The 22074-nt window shown below is 32.1% G+C and carries 16 protein-coding genes, 1 tRNA gene and 1 other RNA gene; 8 read left to right on the top strand and 10 right to left on the bottom strand.

The annotated features are described in order from the left end of the window. Positions 1-6: 6 nt before the first annotated feature. Genes KAR88_RS06825 through mqnE form a run of 4 tightly spaced genes read right to left on the bottom strand, consistent with a single transcriptional unit; the run spans position 7 to position 3598 of the window. On the bottom strand, positions 7-705 hold the full coding sequence (locus tag KAR88_RS06825) for a VacJ family lipoprotein (RefSeq protein WP_002777810.1): 699 nt from the start codon (positions 703-705) through the stop codon (positions 7-9). Positions 706-745: 40 nt separating this feature from the next. Beyond that, the gene (locus tag KAR88_RS06820) at positions 746-1189 is read right to left on the bottom strand and encodes a phosphoribosyltransferase family protein (RefSeq protein ID WP_002777808.1); all 444 of its coding nucleotides are present in this window, start codon (positions 1187-1189) and stop codon (positions 746-748) included. Between the two features lie 15 nt (positions 1190-1204). Continuing rightward, positions 1205-2524: an NCS2 family permease gene (locus KAR88_RS06815; RefSeq protein WP_002789616.1), complete on the bottom strand. Its 1320-nt coding sequence runs from the start codon at positions 2522-2524 to the stop codon at positions 1205-1207. A gap of 9 nt (positions 2525-2533) precedes the next feature. Next, positions 2534-3598 (bottom strand): aminofutalosine synthase MqnE, encoded by a 1065-nt coding sequence (gene mqnE, locus KAR88_RS06810; protein ID WP_002789617.1) that lies wholly within the window; start codon positions 3596-3598, stop codon positions 2534-2536. Between the two features lie 142 nt (positions 3599-3740). Here mqnE and KAR88_RS06805 point away from each other — a divergent pair, with 142 nt between their 5' ends. The 3 genes from KAR88_RS06805 to fumC all read left to right on the top strand — a co-directional run bounded on the left by KAR88_RS06805 (position 3741) and on the right by fumC (position 9415). Next, entirely contained in the window at positions 3741-6089 is a 2349-nt protein-coding gene (locus KAR88_RS06805; RefSeq protein ID WP_002792138.1) for a nucleotidyltransferase, read from the top strand. 3 nt (positions 6090-6092) lie between these two features. Beyond that, positions 6093-7889 (top strand): glutamine--fructose-6-phosphate transaminase (isomerizing), encoded by a 1797-nt coding sequence (gene glmS, locus KAR88_RS06800; protein ID WP_002777801.1) that lies wholly within the window; start codon positions 6093-6095, stop codon positions 7887-7889. A gap of 134 nt (positions 7890-8023) precedes the next feature. Further along, positions 8024-9415 carry a class II fumarate hydratase gene (fumC, locus tag KAR88_RS06795; RefSeq protein ID WP_002777799.1) on the top strand — a complete coding sequence of 464 codons (1392 nt, stop codon included), beginning with the start codon at positions 8024-8026 and terminating at the stop codon, positions 9413-9415. A 46-nt stretch (positions 9416-9461) separates the two neighbouring features. Here the strand turns inward: fumC and KAR88_RS06790 are convergent, their stop codons facing one another. Continuing rightward, on the bottom strand, positions 9462-10505 hold the full coding sequence (locus KAR88_RS06790; RefSeq protein WP_002777797.1) for an AI-2E family transporter: 1044 nt from the start codon (positions 10503-10505) through the stop codon (positions 9462-9464). Positions 10506-10514: 9 nt separating this feature from the next. Beyond that, positions 10515-11525, bottom strand: a complete 1011-nt coding sequence (ruvB, locus tag KAR88_RS06785; RefSeq protein WP_002777794.1) for a Holliday junction branch migration DNA helicase RuvB — start codon at positions 11523-11525, stop codon at positions 10515-10517. Between the two features lie 91 nt (positions 11526-11616). Here ruvB and KAR88_RS06780 point away from each other — a divergent pair, with 91 nt between their 5' ends. The 3 genes from KAR88_RS06780 to KAR88_RS06770 all read left to right on the top strand — a co-directional run bounded on the left by KAR88_RS06780 (position 11617) and on the right by KAR88_RS06770 (position 14853). Next, positions 11617-12027 carry a histidine phosphotransferase gene (locus KAR88_RS06780; RefSeq protein WP_002822448.1) on the top strand — a complete coding sequence of 137 codons (411 nt, stop codon included), beginning with the start codon at positions 11617-11619 and terminating at the stop codon, positions 12025-12027. After that, positions 12028-12386, top strand: a transfer-messenger RNA (tmRNA) gene (gene ssrA, locus KAR88_RS06775). A gap of 205 nt (positions 12387-12591) precedes the next feature. Continuing rightward, positions 12592-14853, top strand: a complete 2262-nt coding sequence (locus KAR88_RS06770; RefSeq protein WP_192801248.1) for an autotransporter domain-containing protein — start codon at positions 12592-12594, stop codon at positions 14851-14853. 141 nt (positions 14854-14994) lie between these two features. Here the strand turns inward: KAR88_RS06770 and KAR88_RS06765 are convergent, their stop codons facing one another. Then, the gene (locus tag KAR88_RS06765) at positions 14995-17079 is read right to left on the bottom strand and encodes an RNA degradosome polyphosphate kinase (RefSeq protein ID WP_192801247.1); all 2085 of its coding nucleotides are present in this window, start codon (positions 17077-17079) and stop codon (positions 14995-14997) included. 182 nt (positions 17080-17261) lie between these two features. On the opposite strand from KAR88_RS06765, the gene nrfH reads away from it, so the two are divergent. Together nrfH and KAR88_RS06755 are read left to right on the top strand one after the other, a co-directional pair. After that, a complete protein-coding gene (nrfH, locus tag KAR88_RS06760) occupies positions 17262-17753 on the top strand; it encodes a cytochrome c nitrite reductase small subunit (protein WP_002777782.1) in 492 nt (163 codons plus the stop codon). 15 nt (positions 17754-17768) lie between these two features. Further along, entirely contained in the window at positions 17769-19601 is a 1833-nt protein-coding gene (locus KAR88_RS06755) for an ammonia-forming cytochrome c nitrite reductase subunit c552 (RefSeq protein ID WP_192801246.1), read from the top strand. Positions 19602-20114: 513 nt separating this feature from the next. On the opposite strand, the gene KAR88_RS06750 is transcribed toward KAR88_RS06755, so the two are convergent. From KAR88_RS06750 to KAR88_RS06740, 3 genes are all read right to left on the bottom strand, one after another. Further along, positions 20115-20205, bottom strand: a tRNA-Ser gene (locus KAR88_RS06750). Between the two features lie 67 nt (positions 20206-20272). Then, entirely contained in the window at positions 20273-20905 is a 633-nt protein-coding gene (locus tag KAR88_RS06745; protein WP_060785290.1) for a hypothetical protein, read from the bottom strand. 165 nt (positions 20906-21070) lie between these two features. Then, positions 21071-22060: a siderophore ABC transporter substrate-binding protein gene (locus tag KAR88_RS06740; protein WP_002777774.1), complete on the bottom strand. Its 990-nt coding sequence runs from the start codon at positions 22058-22060 to the stop codon at positions 21071-21073. Between the last annotated feature and the right edge of the window lie 14 nt (positions 22061-22074).

Here is a 22074-nt window from a genome sequence, read left to right as displayed (position 1 = left end):
TTTCCTTTATTTACTAAGTTCATTGCGTCTTTGCTCGTAAGCATCGCGTATAAACGGATATAAGTTAGGAGTATTATAATAAATCTCATCAATCTCATCAAGTCTAAAGCTAAGTTCATTTCCAAAGCCATAGGCGCTTATGGCTATGCTTGCCCAAGTGGGATCGATATAAGCTGTTGGGCTTGCATACCAAGTTGCAGGTAGGGTTAATGTATCTCTTAAATTGCTAGGTCCAAGTATGGGCAAAACGATATGAAAACCGCTTCCCACTCCCCAATGCGCTAAAACAGTTCCTAAATCAGCAGGGTGTTTTTTAAGTCCCATTTTACTTGCAGGATCCATAATCCCACCAAAACCCATAATGGTATTAGCACTAAATCTTTTAAATTCTTCTCCTGCTTCTTCAAATTTAAATTGCAAGACATTGCCTACAAAGCGTAGGGGTGCAAATAAATTATCAAAAAAATTTCTTACGCCCGTGCGAATAAATTCAGGAGTGATAGCATTGTAGCCTTTAAGAATAGGACGAAGGCTATAATCATACAAAGCTACATTAAAGCTTGTCATTGCTTTATTGTACCCATAAAGTGGGTCATTTACTTTATAGCTTTGATACTCTTCTTCAAAATCATTTAAATCAAGCTCATTTGCAAAAGCAAAGATTGTGCTAAAGAGTAAAATACAGGATATTAATTTTAATTTCAAATAAAACTCCTAAGATTAAAAGCCGTTATTATAGCAGATTCTAATCAATACGAATATCCCAGTAAAATTCAACCCATTCTTTAGCTTCTTTTACCTTAAATTCGGGTTCTAAAAGTGCAGTTTTTTTATAAAAAATCGTAGCAACTTTAAGTTCTATATGTGGAAATTTTTCAAGTAAAACCTTTTTAATTTCAGCCAAACTTTCCCCACTATCTACAATATCATCAATGAGTAGAATTTTTTTGTACTTGCTAAGATCAGGAATATTAAAAATCTCAATAGTATCAAGTTTTTTTGTATCATCATAGTGGATAGAATTTAGAGCAAAAAGCTTGCGTGTTTGAAGAGCAACTGCTAAAGAATGTCCTAAACTCATTCCTCCTCTTGCTATGGCTAAAAGTGCATCAGGATTAAAATCTTCTTTGATTTCTTTAGCCAAAATTTTTACATCTTCTTTAAATTCTTCATAAGAATAAAAAATCATTTTTGTCCCCTTTTTTTATTGCAAAGCAATGAGTAAGAAATTTCCTAAGGAAATTAAGCTTAAAACTATAATACCAAGATTAATCTTATCCCATTCTCTCTTAAAAATTCGAACCAATAAATAAGAAAGAAAACCAAAGGCAAAACCTGCGGTAATCGAATAAGTAAAAGGCATCATAATGATAGTAAAAAAGCTAGCTACTGCAATAGCACTGTCTTTAAAGTCTATATTTTTAACTTCCATAAACATTAAAATTCCTACCATTACAAGTACAGGATATATAGCATTTGCGGGAATAGCTTTAAAAAGTGGGAGCAAAAAAAGTGTGAAAGCAAAGCAAATAGCCACAACTAAAGCGGTAAGTCCTGTTCTACCTCCACTTTCAACCCCTGTTGTACTTTCTACAAAAGCAGTTACAGTCGAAGTTCCGCCTAGTGCACCTAGAGCTGAACCTGTAGCATCTGCCATAAGGGTTTTACCTAGTTTTTTCTCTCCATCTTTTGCATCATCAAAAATTTTACCCCTCTCGCCTATACCCGTGATAGTGCCTATGCTATCAAAAAGTTGAGTGATAAAAAAAGTAAGGATAATAGGTATCATAGTGATATTTAAAGCACTTTTGATATCAAGTTCTAAAAAAATAGCTCCTAAGCCATTGTCACTACTAAAATTAGGTAAAGAAAGGATTTGCTTAGGAAAACTTGCATTATCAATCCCAAAAATCCAAGCTATAATAGAGCTTATTAAAACTCCTAAAATAAAAGCCCCTCTTAGTTTTATAGCCCAAAAAAATACAATTAAAATGAGGGTAAAAATTCCAAAAAGCACATGGGGATTTTTAAAATTTCCTATGCTGACTAAAGTATCTTTATTTGGCGTTATAATGCCCATTTGACTTAAGCCTAAAAAAGCGATAAAGCATCCAATCCCTGCGCAAATGGCTAAGCGCAAATCTTTAGGTATATTGCGTATAACCCAAAGGCGAAAGGGGGTAAAAGAAAGGATTAGAAAAATAATACTTGAGATAAAGACTGCCCCTAAGGCACTTTGCCATGGTATTTTTTGTCCTAAGCAAACTGCAAAAGTAAAATAAGCATTCAAACCCATTCCAACACTCATGGCTACTGGAGTATTAGCAAAAAAGGCATTAAAAGCAGTTGCAACAATAGTAATTAAAGCAGTTGCAGTAATTAAAGCTTCTATCGGCATGCCTGTATTGCCTACTATGCTTGAATTTACAGGAATGATATAAACCATGGCTAAAAAAGTTGTTAATCCTGCTACAACTTCGGTTCGAATATTGGTACCATTTTCTTTGAGTTTAAAAAAATCCATTTTTAATCCTTAGTAGGTTTTTAGTTCATTATATAAACTATCGCGCTCTACAGGAGTTAAATTTGCTGTTTTTATCATTTCTATAAAGGTTTTTAGATTGGTACCCTTAGCAGATTTTGCTCCTCCTGCACTTTGTATACTTTCTTTTTCTATAGTGCCATCTAAGTCATTTGCGCCAAATTCTTGCGCAACCATGGCTAAATTTAAAGTCATAGTCGCCCAATAAGCTTTAATGTTTTTGATATTATCAAGTACTAAGCGAGAAATAGCTATGGTTTTTAAAATTTCTTCACTATCCATTATCTTATCTGTTTGTATGTAACTATTATCTCTTTGCCAAACCAAAGGAATAAAAGCATTAAAACCCCCACTTTCATCTTGCAAGGCACGAAGTCTTAACATATGGTCTATCCTATGGCGTCTTTCTTCGATATGTCCAAAAAGCATAGTAACATTGCTTTGTCTGCCTTTATCATGCCAAAGTTTGTGAATTTTGAGCCAATTTTCACTGCTTACTTTTCCATGGCAGATTTTTTTGCGTATTTCTTCATCAAAAATTTCTGCTCCACCCCCAGGCATAGAATCCACGCCGTATTCAAGCATTTTTTCTATCACTTCTTCATAGCTCATTTTAAAACGGCGATGCAAAAAGTCAATTTCTGCCGCTGTCATAGCTTTTATATGCATTTGAGGGTATTTTTCCTTAATCATTTTAAAAATTTCTAAATACCACTGCCAACTTGTGTCTTTATTGTGTGCTGAAACAATATGCACTTCTTTAGTGCCACGAGTTATAGTATCATCAACTATTTTCATAATTTCTTCATGGCTCATAAGATAAGGATTTGGATTTTTTCGGTGTGCTGAAAAAGCACAAAATTTACATGTATCTGCACAAATATTTGTAGGATTTATATGGCGATTTATATTAAAATACACCTTTTTTCCATGAAGCTTAGTGCGTTTTTTGTGTGCGAATTTAGCTAAGGTAAAAAGATCTAAATCCCATAGGGCATTTGCTTCATTTTCATTTAATCTTTCTTCATTTTCTAGTTTTTCAAGTAGATTTTTCATTGATTTTCACTTCTATAAATTTTTAGAATTTTTGAAAAAACATTATAAATTTTGCTTACTGAAAAAGAGTTTATAGCAAAGCCAAAATAAAAGATATTTTTGTTAAAATCTTATAAATGAAATTTTAAAAGAGAGTAAAGATTTGTTAAATAAAGAATTAGAACTTTTTAAGAAAAATCTCAATACCTATGCGCAAAACTATAGAAAATTTTTTTTAAAACAAGGATCATTTAGTCTGTATCATTCTAAAAATATGGATAATTTTTTAAAAAAAACTTATGATATAGTATTAAAGGAATGTTTTGAAAATTTTTTGCCTACAAGCGATAATATACCCTTTTGTGTTTTGGCAAGCAAAGGATATGCAAAAAATAATCTTTGTGCAAATGAAAGCGTTTCTTTGATTTTTGTTTATAAGGATATTAAAGCTTATCATTTAAAACCTATGATTAAAGCTTTTATAGAGATATTAAATGATGTGCATTTGCAAATTGATTATGTGGTTTTAGAACTAAATGGACTTTATAATGCTAGCAATGAGCTTAAAACAACCATAATAGGTGCTCGCTTTATATGTGGATCTAAAATTTTATTTAAATCAGTCAAGGAAAAATTTGACAGCATACTCCATGCAAATAAAAATGAATTTGCTCAAATTTTACTTGCTAATTTTAAAGATTTTAACCTTCCTTTTATCAAGCAAGAATTCAACATAAAAAAAGATTTTGGGGGCTTAGATCACTTACGAGCTTTAGAAAGCTTGTTAACTCTTTTTAAAAATTCCCCTAAAAATTATGCTTTAAATTTTATGGATGAAAAAAATGTAAGCGAGTTGCGCTTAGCGGCGGATTTTTTATTGTCCTTAAAATCTGCTATAAATTTGCAAAGCAATAAAGATCAAGACGAATTTTTATTTAGCAATATTCACGAGATTGCAGAATTGATGTATAGAAAGGGCAAGAAAAATTTAGATGCTGAAAAAATCTTAGTGCAAAAAGCCTTGCAAAGTATGCATACTATAGGTTTTTATACCCATTTTTTAGCTTATAAAATTCAAAATGAATTACAAAATATTGCACAAAAACAATACCGATTTAAAAATTTAGCAGAAGCATTAACTTTTTTGTTGGGTTTGAAAGATCAAGATATTGCTTTTGATTTAGATTTGGTTTTTGCTCTTAAAAATTTAAGTTATGAAAAAAAGGATTTAGAGAAAGCTTTAGCTCTTTTTGAAAAAATATTTTATAAAAGACATAGTTTTTGTATTTTAAAACTTTTACTTGATAGTGGAATTTTAAAAGAATTATGCAAGCCTTTTGGTATGGTGCGTTTTTTAAGCGATGAGGAGGGGGATTATAGTTTTGATGAGCAAGCATTTTTGCTTTTAAAAGAATTTGAAAAATACGAAGATGAACTTGAGAGTTTGAAAAATTTAAATACAGATGAGAAAATGATTTTAAAATTAGTCATACTTTTAAGCGCAATTAACAATGAAAATGAAATTTCTTTAGCGAGTATATATAGGGCTTATTGTATTAAATTTAATCTAAAAAATGATGTTTTTGAACTTGGGCTTAGGATTTTTAAAAATCACAATGCTTTAAAAGAGCTTGCCGAAAAAGAAGACGTTTATAATCCTATCATTATATGTGCTTTGCTTTCTAAGGTTGAAAATTTAAAAACCTTAAAGCTTTTACATACTCTTACTTGGCTTAAAGCAAAAGCTTTAAATCGTAATCCATTTTTTTATAAGGTTATAGATAGAATTTTAGAAAATGCTAAACAAGGTTTTGATGATGAAAATTTACTTGATGAAACCGCAAGGCGTGTAAAAAAAGAATTAACACTCAAAAGAACAAAGCTTTTCTTGGAGCAAAATGCTATTTTACAAGATAAGATCACTCATATAAAATCCAATCTTTTTATCATCAAAAATACTTTTGAAGATATTGTTGAAATTGCACGATTTGCAAAGGAAAATGATTTTAAATTTTGGTTTAGCAATAGTACAAATTTAAGTCTTCAAATCGTTGCTTTTAAGGATTTTAAAATAGAAATTGTTTTGACCGCTTTAGCAAATTTAAATTTAGTTTTTATGAATTTATTTGAGTTATTTGATGATAAAATTTATTTAAGATTTGAGTATGATAATATCATTACAGATGAGCAAAAAAACAAACTTTGCGAGCTTTTAAATTCAAATTTAAGTGGTTTTTCTTCAAGAAAGATCAAAAAGCCAATCATTAAAAAAGATGAGTTAAAATTGGATTTAAATTATTCTAAAATCTATGCAAAACTTAGTTTAAATACTAAAGATCAACAAGGTTTGATGGCATATATGATGAATATTTTTAACGAGTTAGGTTTGGTTTTATCTGCAGCAAAAATTCAAACCATACGCCAAAGAACGCGTAATACCTTTATTTTTCAAAAAAATGAAAATTTGGAGAAAAATGAAGAAAAATTGTTAATTTCTTTAATAAGTGAGTAAATCATGTGTGGAATTGTAGGTTATATAGGAAAAAATGAAAAAAAACATACCATTTTAAGTGGGCTTAAAGAGCTTGAATATCGTGGTTATGATAGTGCGGGTTTAGCAGTGATGAAAAATGGAGAGCTTGATTTTTTCAAAGCTGTAGGTAAGCTTGAAAATTTGGCCAATAAATGTGCAAATTTTACAAGTGAGGAATTTGGTTTTGCTATAGGTCATACACGCTGGGCAACCCATGGAAAACCTAATGAAATCAATGCACATCCTCATTTGGGTCAGTATTCTTGTGTGATTCATAATGGTATTATAGAAAATTATAAAGAGATTAAAAACAAGCTTGAAGACCAAGGAGTGAGTTTTCTAAGCCAAACAGATACAGAGGTTATAGTTCAACTTTTTGAATTTTATGCAGAAAAAATGGAAGTTTTCGAGGCTTGGAAAAAAACAATAGAAGAACTTAGAGGTGCTTTTGCCACACTTTTAGTGAGTAAAAAAGATCCTACTCGTGTATTTTTTGCTAAAAATGCCGCTCCTTTAATCGTAGGAAAATCTCAAAATAATGAATTTTATTTTGCAAGTGCTGATACGCCTTTGATAGGGCTTTGTGATGAGGTAATTTATCTTGAGGATTTAAGCTTAGGCTATGCTAATGAAAAGGAACTTGTTATTTATGAAAATAATCAATTAAAACAAAATTCCTTTACCAAGCTTTCAGGCGATAAAGCTTATGCAAAAAAAGATGGTTTTCGGTTTTTTATGGAAAAAGAAATTTATGAGCAAAGTCGCGTAATGAGCGAGGTTTTGATGGGGCGCATTAATGGTGATGAGGTGGTTTTTGATGAGCTTGAAAATGAGGATTTAAGTACAGTTGATGAAATCACACTTTGTGCTTGTGGAACTAGCTATCATGCTGCTATGGCAAGCGCGTATTTGTTTGAGCGTTTGGCTAGGGTTAAGGCTAAGGTAGAAATTGCTAGTGAATTTCGCTACAGAGAAGCCATTATTAAGCCTAATTCTTTATTTATCGTAATTTCTCAAAGCGGAGAAACCGCAGATACTTTAGAAGCCTTAAAAATTGCAAAAGAGCAAGGAGCTAAAACATTTGCTATTTGTAATGTGGATAATTCCAATATAGTCCGTTTGGCACACTTAAGTCTTCTAACGCGCGCAGGCATTGAAAAAGGTGTAGCTTCAACCAAGGCTTTTGCAACTCAAGTTTTAACACTTTGGATGTTGGCAATTTTTATTGCTCAAAAGAAAAAAATTGATATGAGTGCCCAAATCAAAGCTCTTTTACATACTCCTAATTGCGTTGCGGTAAGTGCTAAATTACATGAAAAAATTCATCGTTTATCTAAGCGTTACTTAGACGGCCATGGATTTTTCTTTATAGGTAGAGATGTGTTCTATCCTTTGGCTTTAGAGGGAGCTTTAAAATTAAAAGAACTCTCTTATTTGCATGCTGAAGGTTATCCTGCAGGAGAAATGAAGCACGGACCTATAGCTTTGGCTGATTCTAAGCTTTATACTATAGCTTTAATGCCTAAAACCCTACTTTATGAAAAAACCAAATCAAATGTTGAGGAATTGATAGCTAGGGATTCTACTGTTCTTTGCGTTTCTCCTTTGGATTTTGATTTAAGTGATGATTTTATAAAAACCAACGAGCAAGATCATTATATGTGTGAATTTTTTGAAATGATGGTGATCACTCAACTTCTAGCGATGGAAATTTCTATAAGACTTGGCAATGATGTAGATATGCCAAGAAATTTAGCAAAAAGTGTAACCGTTGAATAAACCCCGTGCAGTTATAAAACTGCACATAAACTCTCATAAATTCCAAAAAAATAAATAAATTTTAAATTATAAGCTAATTTTATGCTTATTTTTGTTTAAATAATTGCATAACAATTTTCTAGAAAGGAAACCTAATGGAATATAGAATTGAACATGATACCATGGGCGAAATTAAAGTTCCAAATGACAAATATTGGGGTGCTCAAACAGAGAGAAGTTTTGAAAATTTCAAAATTGGTTGCGAAAAGATGCCAAAGGTGCTAATCTATGCTTTTGCAAATCTTAAAAAGTCCTTGGCTTTGGTAAATAATAAACTTGGCAAGCTAGATGATGCTAAAAAAAGCGCTATAGTTCAAGCTTGCGATGAGATTATCGCAGGTAAATTTGATGATAATTTCCCACTTGCAATTTGGCAAACAGGATCAGGCACACAAAGCAATATGAATATGAATGAAGTGATTGCAAATCGTGCAACTGAAATCATGGGCGGAGATTTTCGTAAAGAAAAACTTGTACATCCAAATGATCATGTAAATATGTCTCAAAGTTCTAATGATACTTTCCCAACTGCTATGAGTATAGTTGCAGTAGAACAAGTGGAGAAAAAGCTTATTCCTGCACTTGATGAGCTTATTGCTACTTTTGAAAAAAAGGTAAAAGAATTTGAAGGAATTATCAAAATAGGACGCACGCATTTACAAGATGCTACACCGCTTACTTTAGCGCAAGAATTCAGCGGTTATCTTTCTATGCTTTTACATTCAAAAGAGCAAATTATCGCTTCTTTACCAACCTTAAGAGAATTGGCAATAGGCGGAACAGCGGTGGGAACAGGACTTAATGCTCATCCAGAACTCAGTGAAAAAGTGAGCGAAGAACTTAGTAAGCTTATAGGTACAAAATTTGTTTCAAGTCCAAATAAATTCCATGCTTTAACAAGCCATGATGCTATTAATTTTACTCATGGAGCTATGAAAGGCTTGGCTGCAAATTTAATGAAAATAGCAAATGATATCAGATGGTTAGCTTCGGGTCCTAGATGCGGACTTGGTGAACTTAATATCCCTGAGAATGAACCAGGAAGTTCTATCATGCCAGGTAAGGTTAATCCTACACAATGTGAAGCTATTACTATGGTTGCGGTTCAAGTGATGGGAAATGATGCGGCTATAGGTTTTGCTGCAAGTCAAGGAAATTTTGAACTTAATGTATTTAAACCTGTGATTATCTATAATTTCTTACAAAGTCTTGATTTACTTGCTGATTCTATGCATTCATTTAATATTCATTGTGCTGTAGGCATAGAGCCAAATCGTGAAAAAATAGAATACAATCTACACAATTCTTTAATGCTAGTGACTGCATTAAACCCACACATTGGATATGAAAATGCTGCTAAGGTAGCTAAAAATGCACATAAAAAAGGTATTTCTTTAAAAGAAAGTGCTATGGAGTTAGGTTTGGTTAGCGAAGAAGACTTTGCTAAATTCGTTGATCCTGCTAAAATGATAGGACCAAAAGCTTAAATCTAGTTTGATGTTTCTCTCTTACGCGAGAGAAACATTTTTTATTTTAAATTAAATTCTTATCTTTTAAAATCATATAAAGTCTTATTGTTGAAATAAAAAAAGTTAAAATTGCAGGTCCTAAAATAATACCCCAAAAACCAAAAGTTGAAATTCCAGCTATCATGGCTAAGAAAATCAAAAGTTCATTGATTTTAGCGGGTGTTTTTACGAGTTTTTCATTAATCCATTTAATGATTAAAGGCTTAACTAGGGTATCAGCGATAAAAGAGATAACAACAACAGAATAAATAAAAATAACAAGTGCAGAACCAAGACCGCTTGAAGCAAATTCATAAAGACTTATAGGGATATACACCAAAGCTCCACCCAAAGCTGGTATGAGAGAGCTTACAGCAAAAATTACACCCATTAAGATGGCATCATATCCATAAAACATAGCAATGATGCTAAAAAGTGCTCCTTGAAGTATGGCGATAATGATCATAGAATAAAGCACCACGGCCATAACATTACCCACTTCGCTTAAAATATCATCAAGTTCTTGTTTGTCGATAGGAATGACAGATTTTATATAGATTACTAATTCTGTTCCATATAGATTAGCAAAAAAATAAAATATACAGATTAACACCATATCTATAAGAAATTTAGCTCCTGATTTTGTAAAACTTGAAGCATAATTTAAAATTTGTTTAGAAATGCTATTTAAGTCTATAGAAGCTAGAAATTCTTTGATTTTAGGTTCTAAAAAGCTAAGGCTTTCGGGTAGGGTAAATTGATAATTTTTAACATAATTGAGCGTTTGTGTGACAAGATTGATATCAAAATTCTTTAAAGCCTTAGCTAGCTCGATCATCGCATAGACAAAGGGAGCGAAGAAAAGTAAAACCATACATGCAGTTGTTAGCATAGAGGCTAAAAATTTACGCCCATTTGTTAGGCTTAAAAATTTAGCATTTGCATTTGAGGTAGCAACTGCCATTAAACTTGCAATGATAATAACAAGTAAAAAACCCTTAAAAAGATAAAGTAAAAGGGATAAAACCACTAAAATAAAACAGATAAGAAAAATTTTTCCAGTTTGCATTTTTTTCCTTCAATTTTCATCAAATAAAGTTTGTTCGTAATTAAGCTTAAGTACACTAAAACTTTTTGTACTTGCTATACGACCTTTGGCAGTGCGTTCTATGTAGCCATTTGCAAGCAAATAAGGTTCGATTACATCTTCAATAGTATTTTCATCTTCACTCAAAGCTGCCGCTATACTAGAAAGTCCTATAGGCTTTCTTTTAGCCTCTGTTAAAAGCTCTAGATATCTTAAATCCATCGCATCAAAACCAAGCTCATTGACACCTAAAGAATTTAATGCTTCTTTAGCCCTTTCTTTGGTGATCGTTTCTTCGTCATTTACATCTGCAAAATCTCTCACTCTTTTTAAAAGTCTAAGTGCGATTCTAGGGGTAGAGCGACTTCTTTTGGCAATCTCAAGTGCAGCTTCATTTTCACAGCTTTTATTGAGCTTTAGTGCAGCTTTTTGAAGTATGATAGCAAGCTCTTCATCTTTATAAAATTCAAGTCTAAATTGCATTCCAAAACGATCTCTTAAAGGATTGCTAAGCATTCCTGCACGGGTTGTAGCGCCAATAAGTGTAAATTTAGGCAAATCGATTTTTATAGTTTGTGCTGCAGGGCCACTACCGATGATGATATCTAGCCTATAATCTTCCATTGCAGGGTAAAGTACTTCTTCAATAGCAGGGCTTAAGCGATGAATTTCATCGATAAAAAGCACATCTCCTTCGCTTAAATTGGTTAAAATTGCAGCCAAATCCCCGCTTTTTTCTATCATAGGAGCCGCAGTTGTTTTGATATTTGCACCCATCTCATAAGAAATAATATTAGCCAATGTAGTTTTGCCAAGTCCTGCAGGCCCACTAAAAAGTATATGGTCTAAGCATTCATTTCTTTTTTTTGCAGCGCTAATAAAAACATTTAAATTTTTTTTAATGTTTTCTTGTCCTATGTAGCCATCGAAATTTGAAGGACGCAGAGAAGTTTCATAAGTTTCGTCAAAAGAATATTTTTCTATTTCTACTATTCTGTCCATATTTTCATTCTTATACTTTGGAAAATTAAAATAAGATTTTAGCTAAAATTTGCTAGAATTTACATTAAACTTTAATGATTATGGTTTAAAAATGGGAATTTTAACAAAATTAGAATTAGATTATGAAATTGACGATATAGAAAAATTTTTACAATTTTTTAGAACCATGTGCGATAGGTTTGAACCTTTAATCATCAAGCTTGGAAGCGATAGCGTGCGTTATAAAGAAGCCATAAAAGAGCTTGAAACTTTAGCACACAATACCGCTTGGGCAGCAAGACGCTTAAATCTTGAAGAAGTGACTGATTTTTGTGTATTTTGTGAAGAGATGATGGCGCAAGCCAATCGTTTTGATGGGCCTGCTAGTGATGAATTTACGGATTGGATGCTTTTGATGAGTGATCAATTTGAAAAATATTGTCGTTCATATGAAAATGATGATTCTGTTTTAGCGGTTTTTAATCCTTTAATTGTTAATGTTCCAAATATTATTTCTAAATAAGGGAGCGACTTGGCTTCGACAGGAGTAAGTCTGCTTAGATGGCATGTCGCTTTGGGCAAAGCGTAAAAAGCCCAAATAAAATTAAACGCAAATAACGTTAAATTCGCTCCTGCTTACGCTAAAGCTGCGTAAGTTCAGTTGAGCCTGAAATTTAAGTCATACTATCTAGCTTAATTTTCGGTCATTTTTGATAGTGTAGCCTTGCGTTTGACAAGCGTTGAGGTGAAATAAGGTCTTAGCCTTGCTTTTGAGTTTTGGAAGATGAGCGAAGTAGGGTGAAGTAGTCATCTTTTCTAAGCATGTAGAGGTCTTTGTGGGATTATTTTTGGACAGGGGTTCGATTCCCCTCGCTTCCACCATCACGCTAATTTTAAGTAAATCATAAGTTTATTTCAAATTTTTAGAATTTTTTATATGAAGTTAAGATCGATTTATTACCCTTAAAACTTTGATATATTAAGTTTTATAATTTTTCATTAAAAATTTATAGTTTTATTTTTAAGCTTATTTTTAGGGGGGGGGTATAATTATTCCTTCAGTTTAAATTTATTGAAGGAGAAACTTATGAAGAAAAATGCTTCGAGCAAGATATTGCTAAGCTTAGGTGTAGCAACTTTGCTTTATTCAGGTGCTTTTGCACAAGAAATCAATCTTGCAGGGTCTTCAGATATAGGAAAATATTTTGAAGAAAATGGTAAGGATATCAATCTTAAAAATCCTGATCAGTACAAAGGGCAAGATTTAAGTATCAAAATGGGCATTGGGGATTTACCAAGCGATGGCTATGATAGTGCTGATTATCGATTTAACATTGATATCGGTAAAAACAATACTTTAAGCTTTACGCATAATAACAATCAAGAACCTGCTTATGTAACAAATCTAAACGCTACTGCTAAAGAGGTTAAAACAACAGATATAGTTTTACAAGCTTTTGCACCTTCGGTGATTAATGGAGATTTAACTATGACTAGCTCAGGAGGTGAAGCCATTACCGAGGATGAAAAAAAAGGTTCAGGTATAATTCTTTATAATGGAGCAGTTGAAGGAAAAAGTGCTAATGGTAGCTTAACTATAAATGGAAATTTTACTGCCGATAAAACCCTTTTTGCTACTTATGGAAATTTTGTTAAGGTAAATGGAACTGCAAATCTTAAAAATTCAAATTTTGGACTTATGAAGCGCTCTTATACAGACTTAGAAGCAAATAATGTAGTAATGGTTCAAGCTAAAGATTTCAATGAAGATATTTTAAAAGCAAATAATAACGCAGGTGCATTACTTTTAAAATTCGCAAGTGATTATATCTCAACCAGTGTTCAAGGCAAAGATCCTTTGGAAGCAGGAACTGCACTGGATATCACTGATGACAAATATAGCGGAGGTTTAGTAGATTATAAACTTAGCGTTCAAAACTGCGGTGGCAATAAATGCTTGGTAGTTAATGGAGGTGCTACTGCAGCAGCTAAAGATAAGCTAGTTCAACTTCAAGTAGATATAGATACTATCAATAAATTGCTTGAAAATGAATTTGATTCTAGTCAAGATGAAGAATGGACAAAAGCCAAAGAAGCCCTTGAAAAACAAAAAACTGAACTTGAACAACTCAAACAAGAAGCTGAGAAAAACGGTGGTAAAATCGATGATGAAAAATACATTGATTTAGTAAATAAAAATTCAAATTTAAATCTTAGTGCTAATGATAAAGCTTCTATCCTAGCACTTCGTTCTATTACAGAACAATTAGGAAGTATAGGAGCAGATTTAGCAAGTAGAGAAGGTGTAAAACTAGCTTTAGATATCAAAAAAGACACAGACAATACAGGTAAATCTGTATCTAATCTCAATTCAGCTTCTAGTGCAGTGAATACCACTATGAATATTTCTAATGATGTTTCTATAGGTTCTCGTGTAGCAATGCTAAACAATCCTTTTGGAACTTATGCTTCTAAAATGAATGGTCTTAAATTTGCTGCCTTAGATAGTGATATGAGACCAAGCTATGTAAATGAATATACTAATAGTGTTTGGGCTAATGCTTTTGGTGGTGCTAATATTATCGATGGAGATAGTGGTGCAATGTATGGTGCTACCGTGGGAGTAGATAAACAAGCTAATGATGATGTTTTATGGGGTGCTTATTTTACTTATGCAAACGCTAAAATCAAAGACAATAATTTAGAACAAAAAAGTGATAACTTCCAATTAGGTATGTATTCTACTATCAATGTAGCTCCACAATGGGAACTTAATCTTAAAGCTTATGCTCAAGTTTCTCCAACTAAACAAGACAATGTTCAAATAGATGGTGCATATAACTCAGATTATACAAGCAAATTCTTAGGACTTAGTGCTAATGCAGGTCGTGTGTTTGACTTTAGTGATAATACTTTATTTATCAAACCTTTTGCGGGAGTAAATTATTATTTTAGTTATACTCCATCTCATACAGAAAATGGTGCTATTGCTAAAGATATTGATTCTATGAAAAACAATTCTGTAAGTGTTGAAGTGGGTGCTGAATTTAGAAAATATATGAATGAAAACTCTTATATTTTTGTAACTCCAAAAATAGAACAATTTGTTATCAATAGTAGTGATGATTACACAGCTAACCTAGCTGTAAATAATACTTTCTTTACTAGTATTGAAGCTAACAACAAGAAAAAAACATACGGACAAATTATCGTAGGGGGTAATGTAGATTTTACAAATCAACTCAGTATGAATCTTGGCTTTGGTGCTAAACAAATACTAGCAGGTAAAGTAGATAATAAAAATGAAACTTACTTAAGTGGTCAAGTAGGACTTAAGTATAAATTTTAATCTTAAAAATCATTTCTAAATCTTTTTATAGTTTAGAAATGATTGTTTATTTCTATGGGAAATCTCCTAGGGCTTTATTTTAAAGTCCTTTTTTATAATAAACAAGTAAATAAGTCTTTAGAGTAAAAACCTTAAAAACTTTTAGTTTTCTTTGAAAAGTTTAGAAGCTAAGTGCGTTGCACGACTTTGATCTGCATCCTTTTTAAGAGTTTTATAGATTTTACTGACATATTCTTCTAAAATTTGTTGTGAGTCAATCACTTTTTCATTGCTAGCAACTTTTGCATATTCTCCATCATTTTGAAGTTCATAAGCAAGTAAATTATCGCTGAGTTGCAAGCGTAAGAATTGTGCTAATTTTGCCTTGCTTCTTTCATCATATATAGGAGTCATAAGTTCTAAACGACGCTCTAAATTTCTTGGCATCCAATCCGCACTTGATATAAAATAATTTGGCTCGCTGTGTTTAAAATAAAACACTCTAGCATGTTCTAAATATTTTCCTATAATACTTCTAACGCGTATGTTTTTGCTGAATTCTTCATTAGGTTTCAAGCAGCAAATTCCACGCACGATAAGATCGATTTGAGTTCCTTTTATACTAGCTCCATAAAGAGCTTTTATAATATCGCTATCTACAAGAGAATTCATCTTTGCAATGATAACTCCTTCGCTTCCTTTGCTTGCCTCTAAAGCTATCATTTCTAGAATTTTTTCTTTGATTTGATTTGGACTCATAGAGAGAGTTTGAAGGCGACGATTTTTGCTAAAACCTGAAAGTATATGAAAAAAGCTTGTTGTATCTCTTGCAAATTCAACTTTGCTTGTAAAATAACTCACATCAGTGTAGATTTTAGCACTGCTTGCATTGTAGTTTCCCGTGCTTAAATGCATATAAAATTTAAGCTTATCGCCTTTTTTGCGTATAACTTGAGAAACTTTGGCATGAACTTTAAAGCCAGTGATTCCATAAATCACATGAGCTCCAGCATTTTCTAAAGCTTTTGCCCAGTGAAGGTTGTTTTCTTCATCAAAGCGAGCTTTAAGCTCTACCATAACTGTAACTTGTATCCCATCGCTTGCTGCATCGATTAAGGCTTGGACTATGTTAGAGTTTTTTTCTACTCTATAAAGAGTCATTCTTATAGAAATAACCTCAGGATCTTTGCTTGCTTCTTTGATGAACTTATAAACAGGATCAAAGCTTTCAAAAGGTTGAATGATGAGTATATCTTCTTTATCTATCGCATCAAAAATGGATAAATTTTCATCAAAAGGCGGTAAGGTTTTAGGTGTATAAAGGGGACTTAAAAGATGAGTAAAGGTTTTATTGCCAGCAATTTGCCAAAGGCTAGGAAGATTTAACAAGATAGAATACTCATAAACATCCTTGTGGAAAATTTTCATATGAGTATTAAGAAATTCTACGATTTGTTCATCTGCACCCTTTTGAATTTGTAGTCTTACAAAAGCACCTTTTCTACGAAGTTTTAAGCCTTGCTCTAATATCATCATAAAATCATCAGCTTCTTCCTCTTCTATCACCATATCTGCATTTCTAGTTACCCTAAAAGCAGCTGAAGCAAGGAGTTTGTAACCTGGAAAAATTTCTTCTGTATGTTTTTCTACTATACTTTCAATTGGAACATAAACATTGGCACTCACTTCATAAAAACGAGGTAAAACTCTTGGAATTCGAATCATTCCAAATTTGATAAGCTCAGGATGGGTTTTATCACAAATTTTAACCGCCAAAGAAAATGAAAGATTATTTAGGTGCGGAAAAGGGTGAGTCGCATCCACAGCGATTGGAACAATAACAGGAAAAATAGTAGAGAAAAAATATTCGTCACATTTTTGTTTGAGGTTGTTGTCTAAATTTTCATAATTTTTGATAAAAAGATTTTCTTTTTCAAGATCGCTTATAATTTCATTAAAATAATGCTCTAAAAGATCTTTTTCTTTGTGAAGATATTTGCGTATAGCTTTTAATTGCTGCAAAGGAGACATCTCATCACTACTGCTTATATTAACTCCAGCTGAAAAAAGTTGTTTTAATCCGGCAACGCGTATCATATAAAATTCATCCAAATTGGTACAATATATAGCTACAAATTTAAGGCGTTCTAATAAAGGCAACGGACGCGAACATTGATCTAATACCCGTGAGTTAAAGCGTAGCCAAGAAAGTTCTCTATTTAAAAACATATTCGGATTTGTTTGCATTAAAACTCCTTTTTTTGCGTTATTTTAACATTTATTTTTGAAAATAATGAGTTTTTTAGAGAAATAAAATTCAAAATTTTTATTCCGGTTAATTAAGAGTAAATATATCTTTAAATTTATCTTAAAAAGCTATATGTTAGAATAACAATTTCATTTATTCTGAAAGTTTAAGGAGGAAAATTTTGAAAAAATCTTTGAATCTTTTTGGTATTTTTCTTGTTTTGCTTTTTGTGTTCTTTGCGGTAGGATTTTATACCTTTTATAATGCAAAAGGTACATCTTACTTAAGTAATGCAAGTGAATCTTGTAACAATTGCCATATTATGAACGAGGTTTATAATGAATATATGGCAGGGCCACATGCACAAAAGGTAAAAGGAGAAGCTAGGGCAACCTGTGTTGATTGTCATTTACCCCATGGTTTCTTGGCTAAGTGGATAGCTAAAGCTGAAAGCGGTTTAAATCATGCTTATGCTTTTACTTTTAAACTTGATGAGCTTCCTACAAATTTGAGTGCAACTGAAAAAAGTAGGAATATGATACAAGATAATTGTGTTCGTTGTCATGCTGATTTTGCTCAAACAGCCATCAATGCTACAACAAATCCACATGCGGACAAATCTTTAAAATGTGCTTCTTGTCATCAAGATGTGGGTCACAAACATGGAATTTAATTAAGGAGGAATTGAATGAAAAAAAATTTTTTACGCTTAGCTATCGTTGTTTTAGTTTTGCTTATAGTGGGAGTTTTATGGCTCAATAATGATATAAATCAAAAAAAAGAAGACGAGGCAAACAAAAATGCCATTGCTGCAAATGCGGATTTTTCTTTACTTAGCGATGATAATCCAAATTTTGAAAGATGGGGAAAGGTTTTTCCAGAGCAACTTAAAATGTATTTAACAGTTGAAGAAGAAGAGCCTAAGGCTACAGAATTTGGTGGTAACTTATCTTATTCAAAACTTATTCGTTTTCCTCAACTAACAATACTTTGGGCTGGATATCCTTTTAGTCTTGATTTTAATGAAGAAAGAGGACATTTTTGGGTTCAAGTAGATCAAATGAAAACCGCAAGAAATAATAAAGATTTTCTTAATGCTCACGGACTTAAAGCATTTAAGGGTCAGCCAGCAGCGTGTATGAACTGCCATAGTGGATGGACTCCATGGCTTATCAATAATATTGCAAAGGGAGATTTTGTCGCATTTAACTCTACAAATTATTGGACTATGATTAAAAATGTTCCCGCTGTTGATGGTATAGTAGAAAATTCTCCAGAGCATGCAGGACCGCATGGTGGTAAGAGAATGGGTGTGACTTGTGCAGATTGTCATAATCCAAACGATATGAGCTTAAGACTTACTCGTCCTGCTGCAATTAACGCTTTAGTTGCTAGAGGTTATGAAAAAGATCCAGTACAAGGCGTAAAAGCCACAAGAGAAGAGATGAGAACTTTGGTTTGTTCACAATGCCATGTTGAGTATTATTTTAAACCAACAGGAGAAAAAGTAAAAGTAATGGGCGAAACCATTGCTGATGATAGTTCTAAAAAATGGTGGGATGGCACTCAAAAAAATTATGATGAATATGAATTTTGGAGAGATGGCAATCAACCAAAAGAAATCGAAGCTAATGGTATCATGTTAACATTCCCATGGAATGAGTGGAAAAAAGATCAGCCTTTTAGAATCGAAATGTTAGATGATTATTATGATAAAGTTCGCAATGTATTTGGTGCGGATTTCACTCATAAATTAACAGGTGCGCAAATCATTAAAATTCAACACCCTGAAAGTGAGCTTTATAGTGGTGGTGTGCATGCTGCTAATGGAGTAAGTTGTGCGGATTGTCATATGCCTTATGTTAGAGAAGGTGCTAAGAAAATTTCTCAACACAATATCACTTCTCCATTAAGAGATATTAATTCTGCTTGTAAAACTTGCCATAAACAAAGCGAGGATTATTTAAGAGCTCAAGTTCGTGATATACAAAATAGTGTAGCGCATGATCAAAGAACAGCTGAATATGCTATTGTTAGCCTAATCATGGATACTAAAAAATTGCGTGATGAGTTAGGCAATATGGAAAAATTCCAAACTGATGGTAAAGCTGATGCAAGCAAGATTAGTGAAGAACTTAAAGAAGTTTTAGAGCTTCACCGCAAATCTCAAATGAGAGCTGATTTTGTTAATGCTGAAAATTCAACAGGTTTCCACAATCCTCGTGAGGCTTCAAGAATGCTTTTACAAGCTGTAGATATGGCTAAAACAGGACAAATTAAACTTATAGAAATTGCTAATGCTAATGGCATTAATGATTTTAAAACTTCAAATTTAGGTTTTGAAGATATGCAAAAATTTAATCCTGGAGAGCTTTATTATAAAGTAGATGTTAATGGACATAAAGCAGGAGAGCGTTATTATGGTGATGAAGTAGAAGTAAATGGTAATCCTCCAAAAGAACTTTTAGAACACGATAAAAACCTTGCTCCGTATAATTATCGAGTAATTGATAAAAAATAATTCTTAAAAGCCCTATATTTTAGGGCTTTTTTTATATCTTTCAAAATAAAATCTTATAATTTTTATCTGTTTAATGTTTTTATATTTTCTATGCTTTTAAGCAGTAAATTTTTATAGATAAAAGTCTATGATTAATTTTGAGTTGTTTAGTACACACGATAAGATGGATTTATAAAAAATATAGCACTTGCTTAAGAAAAACGACAAAAATAATTTTTATAGTTTTTTAAAATTAGAATTTAAATCAATGCTTCTTTGCTTTAAATAGATCGTTTTTAAATGAAAAATAACCAATTTTATTATTGGATTATACGAAAAAAGCTCATTTATTTTAGATGGATAAAGTATAGAAATTTTTATTTTTAAAGCTTGCGTTATTTGGTTGAAAAATAAGGATAAAATTGAATTTTATTTTATTGATTAAGAAAAAGCTTTGTAAAGTTTATTTTTGAAATGCAAATAATATATAAAAGGTAATTAAAATGATAGTTGATAGTTTTTTTTGAAAGTCAGTGGCGGACAGAGAGGGATTTGAACCCTCGAGACCCGATTAAGATCTGCACCCTTAGCAGGGGTGTGGTTTCAGCCGCTCACCCATCTGTCCAATAAATTAAAGTGTGATTATATAAAAAATTAGATAATACCTAGCTTAAAAAAGCTAGATAAAAAAATTAAAGACTAAGATAAGCTAAAAGTATAGTGATAACAACCCCAGCTCCAAGTGTTGCAAGCTGTTTTTGTCTATCTTTTTTGCTAGCAAATAAAGTAATGATAAGTCCTGAGATATAGAGTAAAAATAAAGCAATACCAAAGCCTATGCTAAGCACAGAAAAATACCACGCCCCTTTATCTTTATGAAGCATGATCATATCGCCTAACAAAGATCTAGTTTTAATAGTTATTACATACTCATTTTGAGCAACAGGAGTTATATTGGCGCTATAATGTGCTCCACCTATAGTTATTTCATTGTTTTTACCTTTGCCAGCTTTGACATTAGCAGGAGCTGCATTGGCATTATGGTGTATTCCGCCCATATTCGCCCCCTTGCCTTTGCCTTGAGTAGCTTCAGCGTCAGATGGAACTTTTAAATTGTTTTCTTGTAAGTATTGGATGAGTGCATCTTTTTCTTTACCAGGTTCTATATTTTTTACAAGTTTATAAGTTTCTACCTTTAAACCCGTATCTTGATCGGCTCCAAGGATATAAGCAATCCCTGTAAGTGCAAAAAGTACAGCACAGGGTAAGAAAAATAAACTCACATAAATGTGAATTTGTCTAAATAATTTGTTTTTGTTAATCATTTTCTCTCCTTTTTGATTATCAATTTGTATGGTATTTTGACAAAAGAATGTGAAGCGAAAGTGAATTTTTTATAGTGGATATAAACTTAAATTTGTTTAAGATTTGTACTTGATAGTTGGATTTGGATAAGAGAATGTAAGAGAACAACTTCTCTTACATAGGGTTTATTTAATAGCGTTTGTTACTTCTAAAATCATGGTTTTTAATGATTCTAAGCCATTGCCACTTGCTAGATACCAGTATTCAGGATCAAGATAAATGATTTTATTATTTGTAGCAGCGTTGGTTTTAGTTACAAGTGCATTATCAAGTATGCCTTGTGCACGTTCTTTATTGCCCACAATGATATTTCTATCAACTACAAATAGATAATCAGGATTTTTTTCTAGTATAAATTCAGAATTAATGCTTTTTCCATGTGTGCCTACTTTTACATTTTCATCCACAGCATTGATTCCTAAAACATCATGAATGATTCCAAAGCGAGATTGAGGTCCAAAAGCGGAAATTTTGTTAGAATTGGTTAGAACAATAAGAGCTTTTTTATCTTCATCTACTATGCTTTTTGCTTGTTCTATCTCATTTTTAATATCTGCAATTTTTTCAGAAGCTTCTTTTTCTAAGCCATAAAGTTTTGCAACACTTAAAACATTGTTTTCAAAAGAGCTTAAGAAATTTGCATTATCAAGTCCTACAAACATAGTTGGAGCAATTTCTTTTAATTTTTCATAAAATTTGCTTTGGCGTCCGGAAATGATAATAAGATCAGGTTTTAAAGCATTAATAGCTTCAAAATCAACTTGTTGAACTCCACCTATACTAGGCTTGTCTTTAAATTGCTGTAAGTATTTTGGCAAGTTTTTAGCTGGAACTCCTGCAACTTTATCGTTAAGTCTTAGGGCATGGAAAGTATCTAAAATTCCAAGATCTAAAATCACAACTTTAGAAGGATTTTTTGGAATTTTGTTTTCACCTAGGCTATCTTTTACTAAAAAGCTATCACCCTCATCACTCATACTAATAGGTATAACCTTTACCGTAGTGCTAGTTTTTATTGCAGTACTTGCGTTGTTTTCATTGGATTTAGAATCGCAAGCTGTTAAAATTAGACTTAAAAAGAATGCAAAAAATGCAAAAACTAAAGATTTTTTCATATATTCTCCTTTAT

Source organism: Campylobacter sp. JH23 (assembly GCF_017846595.1).
Lineage (GTDB): Bacteria > Campylobacterota > Campylobacteria > Campylobacterales > Campylobacteraceae > Campylobacter_D > Campylobacter_D coli.
This window is presented reverse-complemented; position numbering and strand designations above follow the sequence as displayed.